General features: G+C 64.3%; 16 protein-coding genes and 1 pseudogene. 7 read left to right on the top strand and 10 right to left on the bottom strand.

Going from position 1 to position 17,056, the window contains the following annotated elements; translation table 11 throughout:
* Positions 1 to 4: 4 nt before the first annotated feature.
* Both NJH59_RS22200 and NJH59_RS22195 read right to left on the bottom strand, forming a co-directional pair.
* Entirely contained in the window at positions 5 to 289 is a 285-nt protein-coding gene (locus NJH59_RS22200) for a PsiF family protein (RefSeq protein ID WP_043863501.1), read from the bottom strand.
* Positions 290 to 364: 75 nt separating this feature from the next.
* Positions 365 to 1,150, bottom strand: coding sequence for a helix-turn-helix domain-containing protein (locus NJH59_RS22195; protein ID WP_253087318.1), 786 nt, complete (start codon positions 1,148 to 1,150; stop codon positions 365 to 367).
* A gap of 113 nt (positions 1,151 to 1,263) precedes the next feature.
* On the opposite strand from NJH59_RS22195, the gene NJH59_RS22190 reads away from it, so the two are divergent.
* Entirely contained in the window at positions 1,264 to 2,175 is a 912-nt protein-coding gene (locus tag NJH59_RS22190) for a DMT family transporter (RefSeq protein ID WP_043863503.1), read from the top strand.
* Here the strand turns inward: NJH59_RS22190 and NJH59_RS22185 are convergent.
* Positions 2,135 to 3,025 carry a triacylglycerol lipase gene (locus NJH59_RS22185; protein ID WP_054916166.1) on the bottom strand — a complete coding sequence of 297 codons (891 nt, stop codon included), beginning with the start codon at positions 3,023 to 3,025 and terminating at the stop codon, positions 2,135 to 2,137. The two genes, NJH59_RS22190 and NJH59_RS22185, sit on opposite strands and share 41 nt — an antisense overlap.
* A 134-nt stretch (positions 3,026 to 3,159) precedes the next feature.
* Between NJH59_RS22185 and osmE the strand changes: the two genes are divergently transcribed.
* The gene (gene osmE, locus NJH59_RS22180; RefSeq protein ID WP_043863505.1) at positions 3,160 to 3,504 is read left to right on the top strand and encodes an osmotically-inducible lipoprotein OsmE; all 345 of its coding nucleotides are present in this window, start codon (positions 3,160 to 3,162) and stop codon (positions 3,502 to 3,504) included.
* Between the two features lie 85 nt (positions 3,505 to 3,589).
* A complete protein-coding gene (locus NJH59_RS22175) occupies positions 3,590 to 4,120 on the top strand; it encodes a ferritin-like domain-containing protein (RefSeq protein WP_043863506.1) in 531 nt (176 codons plus the stop codon).
* Positions 4,121 to 4,205: 85 nt separating this feature from the next.
* Here NJH59_RS22175 and NJH59_RS22170 read toward each other — a convergent pair whose 3' ends face one another.
* Complete coding sequence (locus NJH59_RS22170; protein WP_058541582.1) at positions 4,206 to 6,278, bottom strand: AsmA family protein; 2,073 nt, start codon at positions 6,276 to 6,278, stop codon at positions 4,206 to 4,208.
* Between the two features lie 177 nt (positions 6,279 to 6,455).
* Here NJH59_RS22170 and NJH59_RS22165 point away from each other — a divergent pair.
* From NJH59_RS22165 to NJH59_RS22155, 3 genes and pseudogenes are all read left to right on the top strand, one after another.
* Positions 6,456 to 6,719: pseudogene (locus NJH59_RS22165) on the top strand (phage infection protein); the annotation flags it as partial.
* Positions 6,720 to 6,843: 124 nt separating this feature from the next.
* Positions 6,844 to 7,476 carry a TetR family transcriptional regulator gene (locus tag NJH59_RS22160; RefSeq protein WP_043863508.1) on the top strand — a complete coding sequence of 211 codons (633 nt, stop codon included), beginning with the start codon at positions 6,844 to 6,846 and terminating at the stop codon, positions 7,474 to 7,476.
* 90 nt (positions 7,477 to 7,566) lie between these two features.
* Entirely contained in the window at positions 7,567 to 8,676 is a 1,110-nt protein-coding gene (locus NJH59_RS22155) for an AGE family epimerase/isomerase (protein ID WP_253087317.1), read from the top strand.
* A 66-nt stretch (positions 8,677 to 8,742) separates the two neighbouring features.
* Here the strand turns inward: NJH59_RS22155 and NJH59_RS22150 are convergent, their stop codons facing one another.
* From NJH59_RS22150 to NJH59_RS22125, 6 genes are all read right to left on the bottom strand, one after another.
* The gene (locus NJH59_RS22150; RefSeq protein ID WP_043863510.1) at positions 8,743 to 9,507 is read right to left on the bottom strand and encodes an SDR family oxidoreductase; all 765 of its coding nucleotides are present in this window, start codon (positions 9,505 to 9,507) and stop codon (positions 8,743 to 8,745) included.
* A gap of 803 nt (positions 9,508 to 10,310) precedes the next feature.
* Positions 10,311 to 11,027 (bottom strand): ABC transporter ATP-binding protein, encoded by a 717-nt coding sequence (locus NJH59_RS22145; protein ID WP_043863511.1) that lies wholly within the window; start codon positions 11,025 to 11,027, stop codon positions 10,311 to 10,313.
* Positions 11,024 to 11,899: an ATP-binding cassette domain-containing protein gene (locus NJH59_RS22140; protein WP_054916169.1), complete on the bottom strand. Its 876-nt coding sequence runs from the start codon at positions 11,897 to 11,899 to the stop codon at positions 11,024 to 11,026. Before NJH59_RS22140 ends, NJH59_RS22145 begins: the two co-directional genes overlap by 4 nt.
* Positions 11,896 to 13,179 carry a high-affinity branched-chain amino acid ABC transporter permease LivM gene (gene livM, locus NJH59_RS22135; protein ID WP_043863512.1) on the bottom strand — a complete coding sequence of 428 codons (1,284 nt, stop codon included), beginning with the start codon at positions 13,177 to 13,179 and terminating at the stop codon, positions 11,896 to 11,898. The genes NJH59_RS22140 and livM overlap by 4 nt, the downstream gene beginning before the upstream one ends.
* A 2-nt stretch (positions 13,180 to 13,181) precedes the next feature.
* A complete protein-coding gene (locus tag NJH59_RS22130; RefSeq protein WP_043863513.1) occupies positions 13,182 to 14,096 on the bottom strand; it encodes a branched-chain amino acid ABC transporter permease in 915 nt (304 codons plus the stop codon).
* A gap of 162 nt (positions 14,097 to 14,258) precedes the next feature.
* Positions 14,259 to 15,395 (bottom strand): branched-chain amino acid ABC transporter substrate-binding protein, encoded by a 1,137-nt coding sequence (locus NJH59_RS22125; protein WP_253087316.1) that lies wholly within the window; start codon positions 15,393 to 15,395, stop codon positions 14,259 to 14,261.
* 458 nt (positions 15,396 to 15,853) lie between these two features.
* Between NJH59_RS22125 and pncB the strand changes: the two genes are divergently transcribed.
* Positions 15,854 to 17,056, top strand: coding sequence for a nicotinate phosphoribosyltransferase (gene pncB / locus NJH59_RS22120; protein ID WP_043863515.1), 1,203 nt, complete (start codon positions 15,854 to 15,856; stop codon positions 17,054 to 17,056).

Below are 17,056 nucleotides of genomic sequence, written 5' to 3'. Positions count from 1 at the left end.
GGGCTCATTTCTTCTTCAGGCAGGTACTCATGAACGCCTTGCGCTCGTCGCCCTTGAGCGCCTGGGTGGTGGCGTCGGCATTGCAGGTCTTCATCTTCTCCTGCTGGGTCGCGGGCTCGGCCTTTTTCAGGCAGGTGCTCATGAACGCCTTGCGCGCGTCACCCTTGAGCGCCTGGGAGGTAGCGTCGGCATTGCAGGTCTTCATCTTCTCCTGCTGTGCGGTGGCGGCGAACCCCTGCGAACACATCAGGACGCCAAGCAGCAGCAACGGCACACGCAACATTTTCATGGGGCATTCTCCTGGTCGCCACGCCATCCGCGCAGCCTCGACACCAGTGTAGACAAGAATTTTTACAAACCCCTGTCAGCCGCGGCGCGCCTGGCGTCGGTACTGCTCCGGGGTGCACTGGGCCTGGCGCTGGAACATCGCGATAAAAGCCGATGGGCTGCCGTAGCCCAGGTCGAAGGCGATCTGCTGGATGCTCTGCTCGCCCTCCAGGGCCTCGATGGCCCGCAGAAACCGCAGACGCTGGCGCCATTCGCCAAAGCTGATACCCAGCTCGCGGATGAACTGGCGGGCCAGGGTGCGCTCGCTCACGTGCACGCTGGCCGCCCAGTCGCCCAGCGGACGGTTGTCCCCAGGGCTGCGCTGCAGGGCCTGCAGCACGCTGCGCAGGCCCGGGCCCTGGGCATACGGCAGGTAGCCGGTGTGCACCGGCGCGCAGTGCAACTGGTCCACCAGCACCTGGGCCAGGCGCTGGTCGGCATCGGTGCGCGGTACCTTGACGTCGCGCCGGGCAAAATCGCCGAGGATGGCCTTGAGGATGTCGCTGATCACCAGGCTGCACGGCTGCGCAGGCAGGCTCTGGCTCAGCTCGCGGGTGATGTACACCGAGCGGTACACCACGGCCTGGGGGTTGTAGCAACCATGCTCGGTGTCCGGCGGCACCCATACCGCGTAGTTGGGCGGCGAGAAAAAGCGCCGACCGTCGATCTCCAGCTGCATCACCCCGTGGGCGGTGTAGTTGAGCTGGCCCCAGGCGTGACGGTGCGCGGCGCTGTGGGTATCGGCGCCGAACTCGTCATAGCGGAAGTACACCGGTGCCGGTAGCGCGTCCAGCTGCGGGATGTCGAGGTATTTGCGTGCCATGCTGTCGGTCGAATGCTGTCTGGATCAATGGGCGGGTTGTCTGGATCGCAGTATAAACATCCAGACAGACAGGCGGATAATGACCGCCGTCATCTTCAAAGAGTCCCTGTTGCATGAATTATGCGTTCCCCCTGCTGGCCATTCTGATCTGGGCCGGCAACACCGTGGTCAACAAGCTGGCCGTCGGCGCCATCTTCCCTGCCGAGATCGGCTTCTACCGCTGGGTGCTCGCCGGCCTGCTGCTCAGCCCGTTCCTGCTGCGGGCAGTGCTGCGCAACCGCGCGGCGATCCGTCCGCACCTGGGCAAGATCGTCATCCTCGGGGTGCTGGGCATGGCGGTGTACCAGAGCCTGGCGTACTTTGCCGCCGCCATCACCAGCGCCACCAACATGGGCATCATCCTGTCGCTGATGCCGCTGATGTCGCTGGCCCTGGCCATCGCCACCCTGGGCCAGCGCCTGAGCGCCGGCGCGCTGCTGGGTGCACTGGTGTCGTTCGCCGGGGTGCTGGTGGTGGTGTCCGGCGGCGACCCGGCCGCGCTGCTGGCCCACGGCCTGAACCTGGGAGACGCGATGATGCTGATCGCCACCCTGGCCTATGCGGTGTACAGCACCCTGCTGAAAAAGTGGCAACTGCGCCTGCCGCCGCTGCAACTGCTGTACCTGCAGGTGCTGGTGGCGATCGTGGTGCTGTTGCCGCTGTACCTGTTCTCGCCCAAGGCCGGGCTGAGCGTGGACAACATCGGCCTGGTGCTCTATGCCTGCGTGCTGGCCTCGATCGTGGCGCCACTGGTGTGGATGCAGGCGGTGGTGCGCCTGGGGCCCAGCCGCACCACGCTGTTCTTCAACCTGCTGCCGGCGCTGACCGCGGTGATCGCGGCACTGGTGCTCGACGAACGCCTGGCGCCGTATCACCTGGTGGGCGGCGTGCTGACCCTGGCCGGGGTGATTCTGGCCGAACGCTGGACCACCCCGCTGCGCCGCCTCAAAGCCCCGCCGCCTTCAGACGCGCCGCGTGCTCGGTAAACAGCCGTACCGGGTCGGCGCCCTTGCCCACCGCGCCGAGTGACTGGTTGACGATATCCAGGTGATCCAGCGGGTAGTCGTCGCCGATCACCTGGCCCAGGTGCGAGCTGAACCGCCCGACCATACCGTCGCACTGGCCCGGTTCACGCACGAAGGTGCGCGCGAACAGGCGGCAGAAGCGGTTGCTGCCATCGAAGCGGTTGCGCCCGCTGTCGGTGATGCCCGGCTGCAAGGTGCCCGACCACGAGTAGTAGCGCACCCCGTCGACCTCGGCCGGCCCCTGGCCACCCCAGGTCAGCGGCAGGCCCTGTGGATAACGCTGGTTGAACAGGGCCACGCCCTCGAACGTCAGCGACTGGTGCGAGGCGTGCACGTCGATGGGCAGGCCTGCCCCGCGCCAGCCGGTTTCCAGCCAGCCCATCAGCCGTGCCAGACCGTGCAGCACCCACTTGAGAAGGCGCCCGCGGGCGGAATCGCCGGGGTAGTGTTTGTCCAGGTAGTCGGCCAGTTCGGAGCCGTGGTTGGGGCCCGCGATGGAGGTGACCGAGGCCACCCATTCCGGGCGCCTGGCCGCCGCATAACGGGCGGTCAGCGCACCCTGGCTGTGGCCCAGCAGGTGAACCTTGTCGGCGCCGGTGCGGCGGCGCAGGTCGTCGATGATGCGCAGCAGCTGTTCACCGCGCACCTCGTTGCCGTGGACCGGCGAGACCTGCACCGGGAACACCGTGGCCCCGCCCCGGCGCAGGGCCGCGACAATGCCGAACCAGTACGGGTACAGAACCAGGCGCACGAAGCCGAGCATGCCCGGCACCAGTACCAGTGGATAACGCGTTGCAAGCGCTTGCGACATGGCGGCCCCTCCCGATCCGTGGCAGTGCGCACCACCCTACAGGCACAACAATGGCAACTGCAATCGAACTCCCGGCGTGCGCTGCGGTTCCAACCCTTATCAGGCCATGACGGCCTTCACAAGGGAGCGAGACCATGTACAAGCACGCCCTGGCAGCCCTGCTGGCAAGCGCCACCCTGGTAGGCTGCGGCAGCAACCGCCCTGAAAACCCTGTGGACTACGTGACCTACCGCGAACAGCCGCTGGTCAAGCAGGTGGGCAACGGCATGACCATGCAGCAGGTGATCGCCATCGGCGGCAGCCCTTCCTCCGTCATCGACCTGCCCCACGGCGGCACATGCAACAACTACGTGCTAAACCATGAGGGCAAGCAACAGGCTTACTACGTGCGTTTCGATGCCACCGGGCATGTGGATGCCAAGGGCTTCAAGACGTGCGAGCAACGCCAGAAGGACGAACAGGCCCTTCCCGGCGCGTAAAACTTTTAGCGCGCCAATCAATCACACACTGTGCACCCGACGCGCCGTCAGAGCGTGAAATCCCGTTTTCAGCTTGGAGAACATGATGAGCAACGTTGAACTGACCGATGTACAAACCCTGCGCCACCGCGCCCGCCAGCACGTGGAAGACGGTGCGGTGACCGAAGGCTACACCGCCGACCGCGAAAAGATCCTGCGCCTGCTGAACGAGTCGCTGGCCACCGAGTGGGTGTGCGTACTGCGCTACAAACGCCACTACTTCATGGCCGAGGGGATCAAGGCCAACGTGGCCGCCGAAGAGTTCCTGGAGCACGCCAACCAGGAGATGGAGCACGCCGACAAGCTGGCCGAGCGCATCGTGCAGCTGGGCGGCGAACCGGACTTCAACCCCGACAACCTGAGCAAGAACTCCCACGCGCAGTACGTGGCAGGCAAGACCCTCAAGGAAATGGTGCTCGAAGACCTGGTCGCTGAGCGCATCGCCATCGACAGCTACCGCGAGATCATCCAGTACATCGGTGACAGCGACCCGACCACCCGGCGCATCTTCGAAGACATCCTGGCCCAGGAAGAAGAGCACGCGGACGATATGGCGGATCTGCTCAAAGGGCTGTAAACCGCAGCGACTTCATCGCGGGTCAAGCCCGCTCCCACAGGGTCCGTGGTGATCCTTGTGGGAGCGGGCTTGACCCGCGATGCGTTTAGCCAGCCTTGACGGTCTTGGGCGCCTTGCCCGAACGCATCTGCTCCAGCAACGGCGTGCACTGGTTCTCGTCCCCGCCACTGGGCGCCACCAGCGCCAGCAACGCCGCCGCCGGCGCTACCGCCACCCCCAACGCCACCATCCCCGCCCCGCGCAACGCCAGCGGAATCGCCTGCACGCCCGCACTCGGCTTGGCAAACGGCCCGCGCACGTACAACGGCGAGCGCAGCGAGAACAGGCGCAGGCCCTTGGACTCGGGGTTGATCTTCAGGTCCAGTTGCTCGGTGGCGAAGTTGGCCGTGCCATCGATGTAGATGATCGCGTTCTCGGTGTCGAACACGAACAGGCGCGTACTGGCCAGGCCGTCCTTGATGCCGAAGTCCGCCGCCGCGCAGTTGATCTTCACCTCGTTGTCGCCAAACAGCTTGCCCACCACGTAGTTGCCCACGTTGAGCCCGGCGATCTCCATCAGGCCACGGCTGATCGCGCCATCGTTGATCAGCAGCCGCAGGTCGCCATTGGAGGTGCCCAGCAAGGCCGCCACCGAGTTGCCGCGGCCACTGATGTCGGCATCGCCATTGAGCGCACCGAAGCTGGTCTTCATCGGTTCGAAGGTGGGGAACAGCTGCTTGAGCTTGAAGTTGCGCGCACTCAGGCGCGCACGCCCCTGCATCGGCACCGCGCGGCCATCCAGGCGGATCTGCGCATCCAGCTTGCCGCCGGCCACGCCGAAACTCAGCGGCTCCAGGCGCAGCACGCCGTCATCGAGCACGAAGTGCGCGGCCAGGTCCTTGAAGGGCAGTTCTTCGCTGTGCACGATGCGCTTGCCGCTGAAGCTCACGTCGGCGTCCATGGTGCGCCAGCGCTCGGTGCGAAACTCCTCCACCGGCAGCACCTTGCCGGCCGGCTGCTTGCTCGCGCCACCACGGGCCTTCTGTTCGGCGTTGGAGTCGGCGCCGATCAGCGGGCCAAGATCCTTGAACAGCAGTTGGTTGGACACCAGCTTGCCGGTGAGCTTTGGCCGCGGCTGGCTGGCGACGAAAGCCATGTCGCCATGGATATCGCTGTCGCCGATCTTGCCGTTGAAGCCCTCGTAGCGGAACACCGCCCCGCCCGGCTCGTGCAGCTTGGCGATCAGGTGGCCGTCGGTGGAATAGGCCGGCGAGTCGGGCAGGGTCACGCCGGTCAGTGGGTACAGATTGCCCAGACTTGCGCCCGACAGGCGCAGGCGCAGGTCGAGCGCGCCAAGGTTGCGCGGGTCGGTCAGGGTGCCGGCCACTGCGACGCGCGTGTCGGCGATGCGCACGTCAGCCTGCAGCGGAAACGGCTGCGTGGCGTCCTGCAGTGCCAGCAGCCCGCCGATCTTGCCGCTGCCATTCAACGGCTGGCCCTTGTAGCGGCCGTCGACCTTGAAGCCGAAGGCGTAGTCCTGGGGCGCCGAACCCTGGCTCGCCGCCTTGTCGGCGCTGGCCTTGCCGACGATGTCGGTGAACGGGATGGGCTTGCCCAGCGGGTCGACCTGCACCTTCACCACGGTCTTGAGGGTCTGGTCGTCGAAGGCCACCTCGCCTTTGTCGAAGCCGATGGCGCCGATATCCAGCACCCATTTGGACGGCTCGGCGTTCTCGTCCTTGGGCCCGAAATCGAAGGTCCAGTTGGCGCGGCCATCGGCCAGGCGCTTGAGGCTGGCCACCGGCAGGGTCAGGTCGATACGCGGGATCACGATGCGCTGGGCCAGCAGCGGCAGCGGCGAGAGGCGAAACTCCACGCGCTGCAGGCCGACCATCTGCGGCGCCTTGAGCCACTCGGGGTTGCCCAGGGTCAGGTCCTGGGCGATGAAGCGCGGCCATGGCACCCAGGCGCGCCAGCCGCCCTCGTCGCGATCGCGCTGCCAGCGCACGGCCAGGTCGCCATTGATCGCAAAAGGTCGGTGCAAGGCCTCGGAGACCTTTTCGTTGAGGGTGGGCTTGATGCGGTTCCAGTCGAAGGTGGCGATGACGATGATCAGGACCGCCAGCAACAACAGCACAGTGGCGAAGGTCCAGGTGAGAATTTTGGCAGGGCGCGTCATTGCACGAATCTCCTGATGACAGCATGGCGAACAGCCATGCCCGTTGAGGGCACTTAACACTTCCGACTATCAATGCCGTCGATTGTTACCATTATCTTTATGAACTTCTTTATCTGACCCCCAAGCGTAGCATTGGCGCCGTACCCACTTACCAGCCCTCCCAAGGAGCGCCAGATCATGAAACGCCCATTGCTGCTCAGTTTTGCCCTCAGCCTGCTGGCTGCCAACGCCTTCGCCGTACCCGCCACCGAACAGAACCTCTCGGCCGAAGCCCGCGACAGCGCCAGCGTCATTGCACAGCCCCTCAAGACCCTGGCCGAAGGCGGTTCTGACCGCCTGATCGAGCGCAGCAACCGCGTTGCCGAAGGTGGTTCCGACCGCCTTGTCGAACGCAGCACTCGCATCGCCGAAGGCGGCTCGGACCGTCTGATCGAACGCAACAGCCGCGCGAGCTGAGCCCATGCGCCAGTGCCCGCGCCCACAGCCCGGTCCATCGACCGGGCTTTGTTTTTTGCGGCCCAGGCCCTAGAGTGCAGGGCTGTATGACTGTGAACCGATACTCGCCATGCTGCCGCGCGCCGAACAAAAGCTACAGACCCGACAGGCCCTGCTGGATGCCGCCCGCCACCTGATGGAGAGCGGCCGAGGCTTCGGCAGCATCAGCCTGCGCGAGGTAGCCAAGACCGCCGGCATCGTGCCCACCGGCTTCTACCGCCACTTCTGCGACCTGGACCAGCTGGGGCTGGCACTGGTCAACGAGGTGGACGAAACCTTCCGCCAGACCATCCGCCTGGTGCGCCACAACGAATTCGAACTGGGCGGCATCACCGATGCTTCGGTGCGCATCTTTCTCGATGTGGTGGCGGCCAACCGGGCGCAGTTCCTGTTCCTGGCCCGCGAGCAGTACGGTGGCTCGCAGCCGGTGCGCCAGGCCATCGCCAAGCTGCGCGAAGGGATCAGCTCGGACCTGGCGGCGGACCTCAAACGCATGCCGCGCTGGCGGCATCTGGACGACGCGGCACTGGGGGTGATGGCCGACCTGGTGGTCAAGACCGTGTTCGCCACCCTGCCCGAGCTAATCGACTCGCCGGCCGAGCCGGTACCGGGGCAGTTGAGCGCGCAGGCGAAGATCACCCAGCAGTTGCGCTTCATCTTTGTCGGGGCCAAGTACTGGCAAGGGCTCGGCGATCTGCGCTGAGCCCTCGGCTTGCCAGCGAAGGGGTGCTCAAGCCGAACCGCAATTCCTGCTACCATGCGCCACAAACGCCCACCGCGACGACGCCTCTCCATGCCCGACCTTCGTACCGCCCAGCCTGAACTCCCTGCCCTGCTCGACAGCGTCCAGCAGCACTTCGCCCAGCGCATCGTGCCGCTGTGGCAAGGCCCGGGCTGGAACGCGGACATGGCCCTGCCATTCGAAGCCCTCGACCCGCAGCACCGGCCCCTGCCGGTACAGCGCTACCGTGCCATGGCCTGCGCGCGCCAGCTGTACCTGTTCAGCAGCCGCATCGAGCAGCCTGGCGCCGCGCAACGTGCCGCCGCCCTGCTGCGCACCCTGCAACGCCACTTTCACGACGCCGAGCACGGCGGCTGGTTCTACAGCATCGACGCCCAGGGCAACCCGCTGGACCGCACCAAGGACCTCTACACCCACGCCTTCATCGTGTTCGCCTGCGCGCATTACTGGGGCAAGGTGAACGAAGCAATGGCCGAGTCGACCTTGAATGCAGCCCTTGAAGTGGTGCTGGAGCGCTTTGCCACCGAGCACGGCCTGTACGAGGCCAGCCTGGCCGAAGACTGGTCGACGCTGGGCAGCGGGCCGTTGCAGAACCCGCTGATGCACCTGGCCGAAGCCTTCCTCGCCACCCTGTCGGTGCGTCACGACGCGGTGGTACAGGACGCGCTGGTGAACCTCACCGAGGCCATGCAGGCGCACTTCATCGACCCAACACATGGGGTGATGCTGGAGAAACCGCGCGGCGCTGTGGATAACTGGTTCGAACCCGGGCACCAGTTCGAGTGGTTCTATCTGCTCGAATCCTCACCGCTGCTGCGCGGCGGCGCGCTGCATGGCTCGTTGAGCCGCGCATTCGGCTATGCCGAGCAACAGGGGGTAAAGGACGGTGCGGTGCTGGCGATGCTCAATGTCGACGGCAGCGTGCGTGACGCCACCCAGCGCATCTGGGCCCAGGCCGAATACCTGCGTGCGTTGGCGCTGCGGCCCGACAGCGCGGGCAAGGTGCTGGCGCAACTGCAGGCATTGCAGCAGAACTTTCTGCATGACGGCGGCTGGCATGAATGCCGCGACGCCAGTGGCGCGGTGAGCCGGCACGATATGCCGTCGACCACGCCGTACCACCTGGCGACCTGCCTGGAAGGGTTGCAGCGCGCCCTCTGATGCCTTCGCCAGCAACGCTGGCTCCTACATGAGTTGCAGGAGCCGGCCTTGCCGGCGAAAGTGCACTCAGGCCTTCGAACGATCGATCGAGAACCCCGCCCACGCCTGGCTCACCGGCATCAGCTCGAGGCTGTTGATGTTGATGTGCGCCGGCTGGTTGAGAATCCAGAAGATGGTCTCGGCAATGTCCTGCGGCTGGATCGGCTCGGCACCGGCATAGGTGGCGTCGTAGCGCGCCTTGTCACCCCCGAAGCGCACCAGCGAGAACTCGCTCTCGCACAGCCCCGGCTCGATGTTGCTGACCCGCACGCCCGTGCCCTGCAGGTCGCAGCGCAGGCTCAGCGAGAACTGCCCGACGAACGCCTTGGTACCGCCATACACATGGCTGCCCGGGTACGGATAGTTGCCCGCCACCGACCCGACGTTGAGGATCGTCGCGCCACGCCCGTGGGCGATCAGGCGCGGCAGCAGCAGGCGGGTGCTGTACATCAGGCCCTTGATGTTGGTGTCGACCATGGTCTCCCAGTCGTCCAGGTCGCACTTGGGCGCCGGGTCGGCACCCAGGGCCAGGCCGGCGTTGTTGATCAGCCCGCGCAGCTTGGCAAAGGTCGGCGGCAAGCCTTCGATGGCCGCTTCCATGGCCTTGCGGTCACGCACATCGAGTACCAGGCCATGCACTTCGGTCTGCTTGGACAGCTCCGCACACAGCGCCTCCAGGCGCTCCTGGCGCCGACCGGTCAGCACCAGCGACCAGCCCGCCTCGGCGAAGCGACGTGCGCAGGCTTCGCCAAAACCGGAGGTGGCGCCCGTGATGAATACGGTGGAAGTCATGGAAAATCTCCTCGGGAAAACGTGCCCACGGGCAACTGATCGACAGGGCGTGCAGCATGCCCCGCCACGGCGCTGCGCAGCAAGCCGAAAATCAACTGTACAAAAAACGATCAAAACCCTGAAAGCCTTGCCCCGCAAGGCCCGGCGCGAGCTGTACGCACGTTATCCACAGGCCCTTCCACACAGACTGGGGGCAACTGCACAGGCTGCGGCCCACGGTTTGAGCGGGCTGTGGCCTGGCGTGGGAAGTATTTCGCTTGACCTGGCGGCCGCCCCTTGAACAACGCGACAGCCAGAGATGCAAAAGGATAACTGCAGTGATGGCCCGAGGCCTTTGATCTCGCTGCCTGCACCAGTCTTTCCAGTGCTTGCCCACAGAGTTATCCACAGGCTGCACAGGTGAAATGAGGGGCAATCGACCTCGCCATAAAAGCCTTGACAAATGCCCGCTGCAGCGTCTGAAAAACCGCTGCTCAAAAAACAACCACACCTCTGTAAGCCTTGTATTACATGGTCTTCAGCCATGTACTACCAAGTTACCCACAGTCGGTTCCACACGAATCGGGGACAACTTCAATGCCTTTGAAAACAAGTGCCTGGAGCGACGTTGTGTCGCGTTACCTGCACACCTTCAAATAACTTTTCCACAATCTGCCGCAAGGCCGATCTGCGGCCCGATCGCGATTCAAGCCCGCTCCCACAAGGTTCACCGCTGCCCCTGTGGGAGCGGGCTCGACCCGCGATTGGGCCGCAATACGCACAAAAAAACCCCGGCAAGCCGGGGTCTGTGTGGTTGGGCAGTGTCAGTGCCCACCCAGATACGCGTTGCGCACCTCCTCGTTGACCAGCAGTTCCTGGCCGGTGCCGGTCATGCGGATCTGCCCGTTGACCATCACGTAGGCGCGGTCCGACAGCTTGAGCGCATGGTTGGCGTTCTGTTCCACCAGGAAGATGGTCATGCCGGTCTTGGCCAGCTCGCGCAAGGTCGAGAAGATCTGCTTGACCACGATCGGCGCCAGCCCCAGCGACGGTTCATCCAGCAACAGCAACTTGGGCCGGCTCATCAGCGCCCGGGCAATCGCCAGCATCTGCTGCTCGCCACCGGACATGGTCATCGCCCGCTGGTTGCGCCGTTCCTTGAGCCGCGGAAAAAGCTCGAACATGCGCTGCATGTCCTCGCCGGCGAACTTGTCGCCAATCGGGATGGTGCCCATCATCAGGTTCTCTTCCACCGACATGTCCGGGAACACCCGGCGCCCCTCCGGCGACTGCGCAATGCCGTTGGAGGCGATGTAGTGGGACGACTTGTGGGTGATATCGGTGCCCCGGTAGAGGATCTGCCCCGACGCCGCGCGCGGCTGGCCGAAGATCGACATCAGCAGCGTGGACTTGCCCGCGCCGTTGGAGCCGATCAGGCTTACCGTCTCGCCTTCGTCGATGTGCATCGAGACCTTTTTCAGCGCCTGGATCGGGCCGTAGAACACGTCCAGGTCCTTCAGTTCGAGGATCGGTACGCTCATGCCAGCTCCTCTTCATCGGCGCCCAGGTAGGCCGCGATCACCGTCGGGTTGTTGCGGATCTCCTGCGGCGCGCCCTCGGCGATCACGTTGCCGTGGTCCAGCACCACGATATGGTCGGAAATGCTCATTACCATGCCCATGTCATGTTCGATCAGTACCACCGTCAGGTCATGCTCGTCGCGCAGCACGCGGATCATGCGGCTGAGCGCTTCGGTTTCCTGCGGGTTGAGGCCGGCGGCGGGTTCGTCCAGGCAGATGATCTGCGGGCGCGTGCACATGGCCCGGGCAATTTCCAGGCGGCGCTGCTGGCCATACGAGAGCTCGCCGGCCAGGCGGTTGGCGCAGTCCACCAGGTCGACCACCTCCAGCCAGTAGAAGGCATGGTCCAGGGCGTCGCTCTCGGCCTGACGGTAGGCCTTGGTGTTGAGCACCCCGGCCAGCAGGTTGCGGTTCACCCACATGTGCTGGGCCACCAGCAGGTTCTCCACCACCGACATTTCCTTGAACAGGCGAATGTTCTGGAAGGTACGCGCCAGCCCCGCCCGGTTGACCAGGTGGGTGCCGCCGAACATCTTGTAGTACAGGCGGCTGGCAAAGCTTCTGGGCGACACGAAGTCGGCCGCCTGGAAGCGTTCGCCCAGCAGCTGGATGACATTGGTGCGGGTGCCGCGCAGGTTCAGCTCGATCTTGCCGCCGCTTGCCTTGTAGAACCCGGTAAGGCAGTTGAACACGGTGGTCTTGCCCGCGCCGTTGGGGCCGATAAGCGCGAAGATGGCGTTGCGCCGGACCTTCAGGCTCACGTCGCTGAGCGCCTTGATGCCGCCGAACTGCATCATCAGGTTGTCGACCGAAAGAATCACTTCGTCGCTCATGGCGCCACTCCTTTACGCGGGACCACACCGGTGCGGCTGATGCGGATCAGCCCACGCGGTCGCCAGATCATCATCAACACCATCAGCACGCCGAACAGCAGCACGCGGTACTCGGAGAAGCTGCGCAGCAGCTCCGGCGCCACGGTAAGCACGAAGGCGGCGATCACCACCCCGACCGTCGAGCCCATGCCGCCGAGCACCACGATGGCCAGGATCAGCGCCGACTCGAAGAAGGTGAACGAGGACGGGTTGACGAAGCCCTGGTAGCTGGCGAAGAACACCCCGGCCAGGCCTGCGGTGGACGCACCCAGGGTGAACGCCGAGAGCTTGACCAGCACATGGTTCAGGCCCATCGAGCGGCAGGCGATCTCGTCCTCGCGCAGCGCTTCCCAGGCGCGCCCCACCGGCATGCGGGTGAGCCGGTGCTTGATGTACAGCACCGCCAGCACCACCAGGAACAGCACGATGTAGATGAACAGGAATTTCACGTTGGGGTTGTAGTCGATGCCGAAGAACTCGTGGAACGGTACCCCGCCGTCCTTGGCCCGGCGCCCGAATTCCAGGCCCATGAAGGTCGGCGACGGTACCGGCATGCCGTTGGGCCCGCCGGTGAACGACAGCCAGTTGTTGAGCACCAGGCGGATGATCTCGCCAAAGCCCAGGGTCACGATAGCCAGGTAGTCCCCGTGCATCCTCAGCACCGGAAAGCCCAGTATGCAGCCGGCCAGTGCCGCGGCGATCGCCGCCAGCGGCAGCACCGTCCAGAAGCCCAGCCCCAGGTACTGGTAGCCCAGCGCCAGGCCATAGGCACCGATGGCGTAGAACGCCACGTAGCCCAGGTCGAGCAGCCCGGCCAGGCCCACCACGATGTTCAGCCCCAGGCCCAGCAGCACGTAGATCAGCCCGAGGATGACCACGGTAAGCAGGTACTTGTTGGCGAAGAACGGGAACACGATGGCAATCACGATCAGTGCCGGGATGATCCAACGCAGGCGCGACTTGTAGTCCGGCGCCAGCACATGCACACCCGAGCCACTGCTCTCGAAGCCCTGCAGGATGGCCTGGCCCTTGCTGGTCTGCAGGAACAGGCTGAGCACGAAGCGCCCCAGCATCACCCCCGCCACCAGCCAGGCGACACGCGCGGGCTGCATGTTGAAGCTGTAGCCGTCGAGCACCACGCCGACGATGGGGCCGAACACGATCAGGGAAATCAGCCCGGCGAGAACCATATCGACCAGGCTGCGCTTGATATCGATGGAAGCGTTTTTGGCAGCAGACATACTTACACCTTGGCCACGAGTGGGCGACCCAGCAGGCCTTGGGGACGGAAGATCAGGATCAGTACCAGCAGCGAGAAGCTGAACACGTCCTTGTAGTCGGAGTTGATCAGCCCGGAGAACAGCGACTCGGAAATCCCCAGGATGATGCCCCCGAGCATCGCGCCCGGCAGCGAGCCGATACCGCCCAGCACCGCCGCGGTGAAGGCCTTGATGCCGATGATGAAGCCGGCATAGAAGTCGAAGGTGCCGTAGTTCATGGTGATCAGCACGCCGGCCAGCGCGGCCATCACCGCGCCGATGACGAACACGTAGGAGATCACCCGGTCGGTGTTGATGCCCAGGATCGAGGCCATCTTGCGGTCCTGCTGGGTGGCCCGGCACATGCGCCCCAGCTTGGTGAACTTGATGATGTAGGTGAGCGCGGCCATGCCGACGAAGGCTGCCACCAGGATGAAGATCTTGGTGTAGGTCAGTTGCACGAAGCCGGTGCCCACTTCAAGGCGCCAGGCGCCTTCGAGCAGGGTCGGCACGCCCTGTTGGCGGGCGCCCTGGCTGATCTGCGCGTAGTTCTGCAGGATCAGCGAAATGCCGATGGCACTGATCAGCGGTGCCAGCCGGGTGGAGTTGCGCAGGGGTTTGTAGGCGATGCGTTCGATGGTCCAGCCATACACGCCGGTGACCACCACCGTGAAGATCAGCGTCCCGAGCATCAGCAGGGGAAAGGACTCGATACCGAAATACGCCAGCAATGCCAGGCTGATAGCCGCCAGGTAGGCGGAAATCATGTACACCTCGCCGTGCGCGAAGTTGATCATGCCGATGATGCCATAGACCATTGTGTAGCCGATGGCGATCAGACCATAGACCGACCCCAGGGTCAGACCATTGATCAGTTGCTGCAGGAAAATACCATCCATAACGCAATCTCACGTATTTGAGATTGCACAAGCGCCGACCACGTTGCACCGCCGTTGAGGCGGTACAAGCGGCGCCGGGTTGTGCAGATCTACGAGAAAAGACAGGTACGGCAAAAACCGGGGCGCGCCCCGGGCAGCGAGTGCCCGGGGTGCCGGCCGTTGTTATTTTTGTTTTTCCAGTTGGTGATACTTGCCGTCCTTGTCCCACTGGTAGACCACGTAGTCGGACACGGTCAGGTCACCCTTGGCGTCCCACTTCTTCTCGCCCATCACGGTCTGCACCGGGTTGGCCTTGAGCCACTTGGCAGCGTCTTCACCCTTGTTCGACTTGGAACCGTTGAACGCGGCGGCCAGGGCCTGGATCGAGGCGTAGGCGTACAGGGTGTAGCCTTCGGGCTCGGTACCGGCCTTGCGGAACTCGTCCACCACCGCCTTGCTGTCGGGCAGCAGGCGCGGGTCGGCGCCAAAGGTCATGTACACGCCATCGACGTACTGCTTGCCGCCGGCGGTGGCCACCAGTTCGTCGGTAACGATGCCGTCATCGGACATGAACTTGACGTCCTTGAGCCCCTGCTCGCGCAACTGGCGTACCAGCGGGCCGGCTTCGGGGTGCAGGCCGCCGAAGTAGACCACGTCGGCACCGGTGGAGCGGATCTTGGTGACCACGGCGCTGAAGTCCTTCTCGCCACGGGTCAGGCCCTCGTACAGCACCGGGGTGACGCCGCGCTTGGTCAACTGCGCCTTGGTGGCGTCGGCCAGGCCCTGGCCATAGGTGTCCTTGTCGTGCAGCACGGCAACCTTCTTGCCCTTGAGCACATCGACGATGTAGTCGCCGGCCACGATGCCCTGCTGATCGTCGCGCCCGCACATGCGGAACATGGCGCTCAGGCCACGTTCGGTGACCTGCGGGTTGGTCGAGCCGGGGGTGATGGCGATGACCCCGGCCTCGTCGTACACCTCCGACGCCGGGATGGTGTTGGACGAGCAGAAGTGCCCGACCACACCGATGACCTTGTCCTGGTCGACCAGGCGGTTGGCCACGGCCACCGCCTGCTTGGGCTCGCAGGCATCGTCGCCCTTGACCAGCACGATCTTCTCGCCGTTGATGCCGCCCGCGGCATTGATCTTGTCGGTGGCCGCCTGCGCACCTTTCATGTATTGCTCGCCAAACGCCGCGTTGGCACCGGTCATCGGGCCCGCTACACCGATCTTGACGTCGGCCTGTACATACGAAGACACGCCCATCGCCGTGGCAACGGCGAGGGCCAGAAAGCCTTTCTTGTAAAACGTCTGCGACATGAGGTGGTGCTCCTGAGTTTTTTTGGTTGGCACTACAACGTTCAGCAATTGCGATGAGCAAGGGCCGTGCCATTGGATTTTTATTCTGTAAAAACTCGCGATCAGGTTCGGCAGGCGCCGCTTTCGCGCCTTTTCCACGGGCCGTGCAACCTCCTGCCCTGCACCTGGCGCCACCCACGAACCGCTTGAAGCGCAACCCTTGAGTGCCATCATTGCAACCCTGACCTGTGTTTACGTGCAACCAGCCTGTAACAAGATACGTAACCGAACTGCACATCCTTGGTGCGCATCTGCTACAGCGGGCACCATAAGAGGCTAGCTGGCCAATGCGAAAACCGCCGCTACCCATAGCCTGCTACCGAATTACCCCGTCGGCGCCGGCCTCAGCGGCAAAAAGACTGGCACAATGGGCTGCATTGGCGGCCCCGGATGGGCGCACGCCCGACCTGGAGTCCTTTATGAGCGAAAGTGCCTTCGCCAACCGCATCGTGCAGAGCCTGCTCGATACCGATTTCTACAAGCTGACGATGATGCAGGCGGTGCTGCACAACTACCCCAACGTGGATGTGGAGTGGGAGTTCCGCTGCCGCAACGGCGAAGACCTGCGCCCCTATCTGGCGCAGATCCGCGCACAGATCGAGCGCCTCAGCGAGCTGAGCATCAGTGCCGAGCAGTTGGGCTTCCTGGAGCAGATCAGCTTCATGAAGCCGGACTTCCTGCGCTTTCTGGGGCTGTTTCGCTTCAACCTGCGCTACCTGCACCTGGCCATCGAGCACGATGAACTGGTATTGCGCCTGCACGGTCCGTGGCTGCACGTGATCCTGTTCGAGGTGCCGCTGCTGGCGATCATCAGCGAGGTGCGCAACCAGCACCGTTATCCACAGATCAAGCTGGTGGATGCACGCGACCAGCTGTACCGCAAGTTCGACTGGCTGCGCGCCAATGCCAGCAGCGAGGAGCTGGCCGAACTGCAGGTGGCCGACTTCGGCACCCGCCGACGCTTCTCCTACAAGGTCCAGGAACAGGTGGTGAAGGTGCTGACGGCGGAGTTCCCGGCGCGCTTCGTGGGCACCAGCAACGTGCATCTGGCACGCAAACTGGATATCAAACCGCTGGGCACCATGGCCCACGAGTGGATCATGGCCCACCAGCAGCTCGGCCCGCGGCTGATCGACAGCCAGATCGCCGCCCTAGACTGCTGGGTGCGCGAGTACCGCGGGCTGTTGGGAATAGCACTGACCGACTGCATCACCATGGATGCATTCCTCGGCGACTTCGACCTGTACTTCGCCAAGCTCTTCGACGGCCTGCGCCATGACTCCGGCGATCCGGTGCAATGGGCAGAGAAGGCCATCGCGCATTACCGCAAGCTGGGGATCGACCCGATGACCAAGACGCTGGTGTTCTCGGACGGGCTGAACCTGACCAAGACCCTGGAGATATTCCGCGCCTTGCGCGGGCGCATCAATGTCAGCTTCGGCATCGGCACCAACCTCACCTGTGACATTCCCGGCGTGGCGCCGATGAGCATCGTACTTAAAATGACCGACTGCAACGGCCAGCCCGTGGCGAAGATTTCCGATGAAGCGGCCAAGACCCAATGCCGCGACGCCAACTTCGTCGCCTACCTGCGCCACGTATTCAAAGTGCCCAAGGAGTAA

The organism is Pseudomonas sp. VE 267-6A (assembly GCF_024126555.1).
GTDB lineage: Bacteria > Pseudomonadota > Gammaproteobacteria > Pseudomonadales > Pseudomonadaceae > Aquipseudomonas > Aquipseudomonas palmensis.
Note: the sequence above shows the minus strand (reverse complement) of the source record. Positions and strands in the feature narration are given on the sequence as shown.

Coding starts and splice junctions, on each gene's coding strand:
- NJH59_RS22200 (WP_043863501.1), bottom strand. CDS start 289: ATGAAAATGTTGCGTGTGCCGTTGCTGCTGCTTGGCGTCCTGATGTGT.
- NJH59_RS22195 (WP_253087318.1), bottom strand. CDS start 1,150: ATGGCACGCAAATACCTCGACATCCCGCAGCTGGACGCGCTACCGGCA.
- NJH59_RS22190 (WP_043863503.1), top strand. CDS start 1,264: ATGAATTATGCGTTCCCCCTGCTGGCCATTCTGATCTGGGCCGGCAAC.
- NJH59_RS22185 (WP_054916166.1), bottom strand. CDS start 3,025: ATGTCGCAAGCGCTTGCAACGCGTTATCCACTGGTACTGGTGCCGGGC.
- osmE (WP_043863505.1), top strand. CDS start 3,160: ATGTACAAGCACGCCCTGGCAGCCCTGCTGGCAAGCGCCACCCTGGTA.
- NJH59_RS22175 (WP_043863506.1), top strand. CDS start 3,590: ATGAGCAACGTTGAACTGACCGATGTACAAACCCTGCGCCACCGCGCC.
- NJH59_RS22170 (WP_058541582.1), bottom strand. CDS start 6,278: ATGACGCGCCCTGCCAAAATTCTCACCTGGACCTTCGCCACTGTGCTG.
- NJH59_RS22160 (WP_043863508.1), top strand. CDS start 6,844: ATGCTGCCGCGCGCCGAACAAAAGCTACAGACCCGACAGGCCCTGCTG.
- NJH59_RS22155 (WP_253087317.1), top strand. CDS start 7,567: ATGCCCGACCTTCGTACCGCCCAGCCTGAACTCCCTGCCCTGCTCGAC.
- NJH59_RS22150 (WP_043863510.1), bottom strand. CDS start 9,507: ATGACTTCCACCGTATTCATCACGGGCGCCACCTCCGGTTTTGGCGAA.
- NJH59_RS22145 (WP_043863511.1), bottom strand. CDS start 11,027: ATGAGCGTACCGATCCTCGAACTGAAGGACCTGGACGTGTTCTACGGC.
- NJH59_RS22140 (WP_054916169.1), bottom strand. CDS start 11,899: ATGAGCGACGAAGTGATTCTTTCGGTCGACAACCTGATGATGCAGTTC.
- livM (WP_043863512.1), bottom strand. CDS start 13,179: ATGTCTGCTGCCAAAAACGCTTCCATCGATATCAAGCGCAGCCTGGTC.
- NJH59_RS22130 (WP_043863513.1), bottom strand. CDS start 14,096: ATGGATGGTATTTTCCTGCAGCAACTGATCAATGGTCTGACCCTGGGG.
- NJH59_RS22125 (WP_253087316.1), bottom strand. CDS start 15,395: ATGTCGCAGACGTTTTACAAGAAAGGCTTTCTGGCCCTCGCCGTTGCC.
- pncB (WP_043863515.1), top strand. CDS start 15,854: ATGAGCGAAAGTGCCTTCGCCAACCGCATCGTGCAGAGCCTGCTCGAT.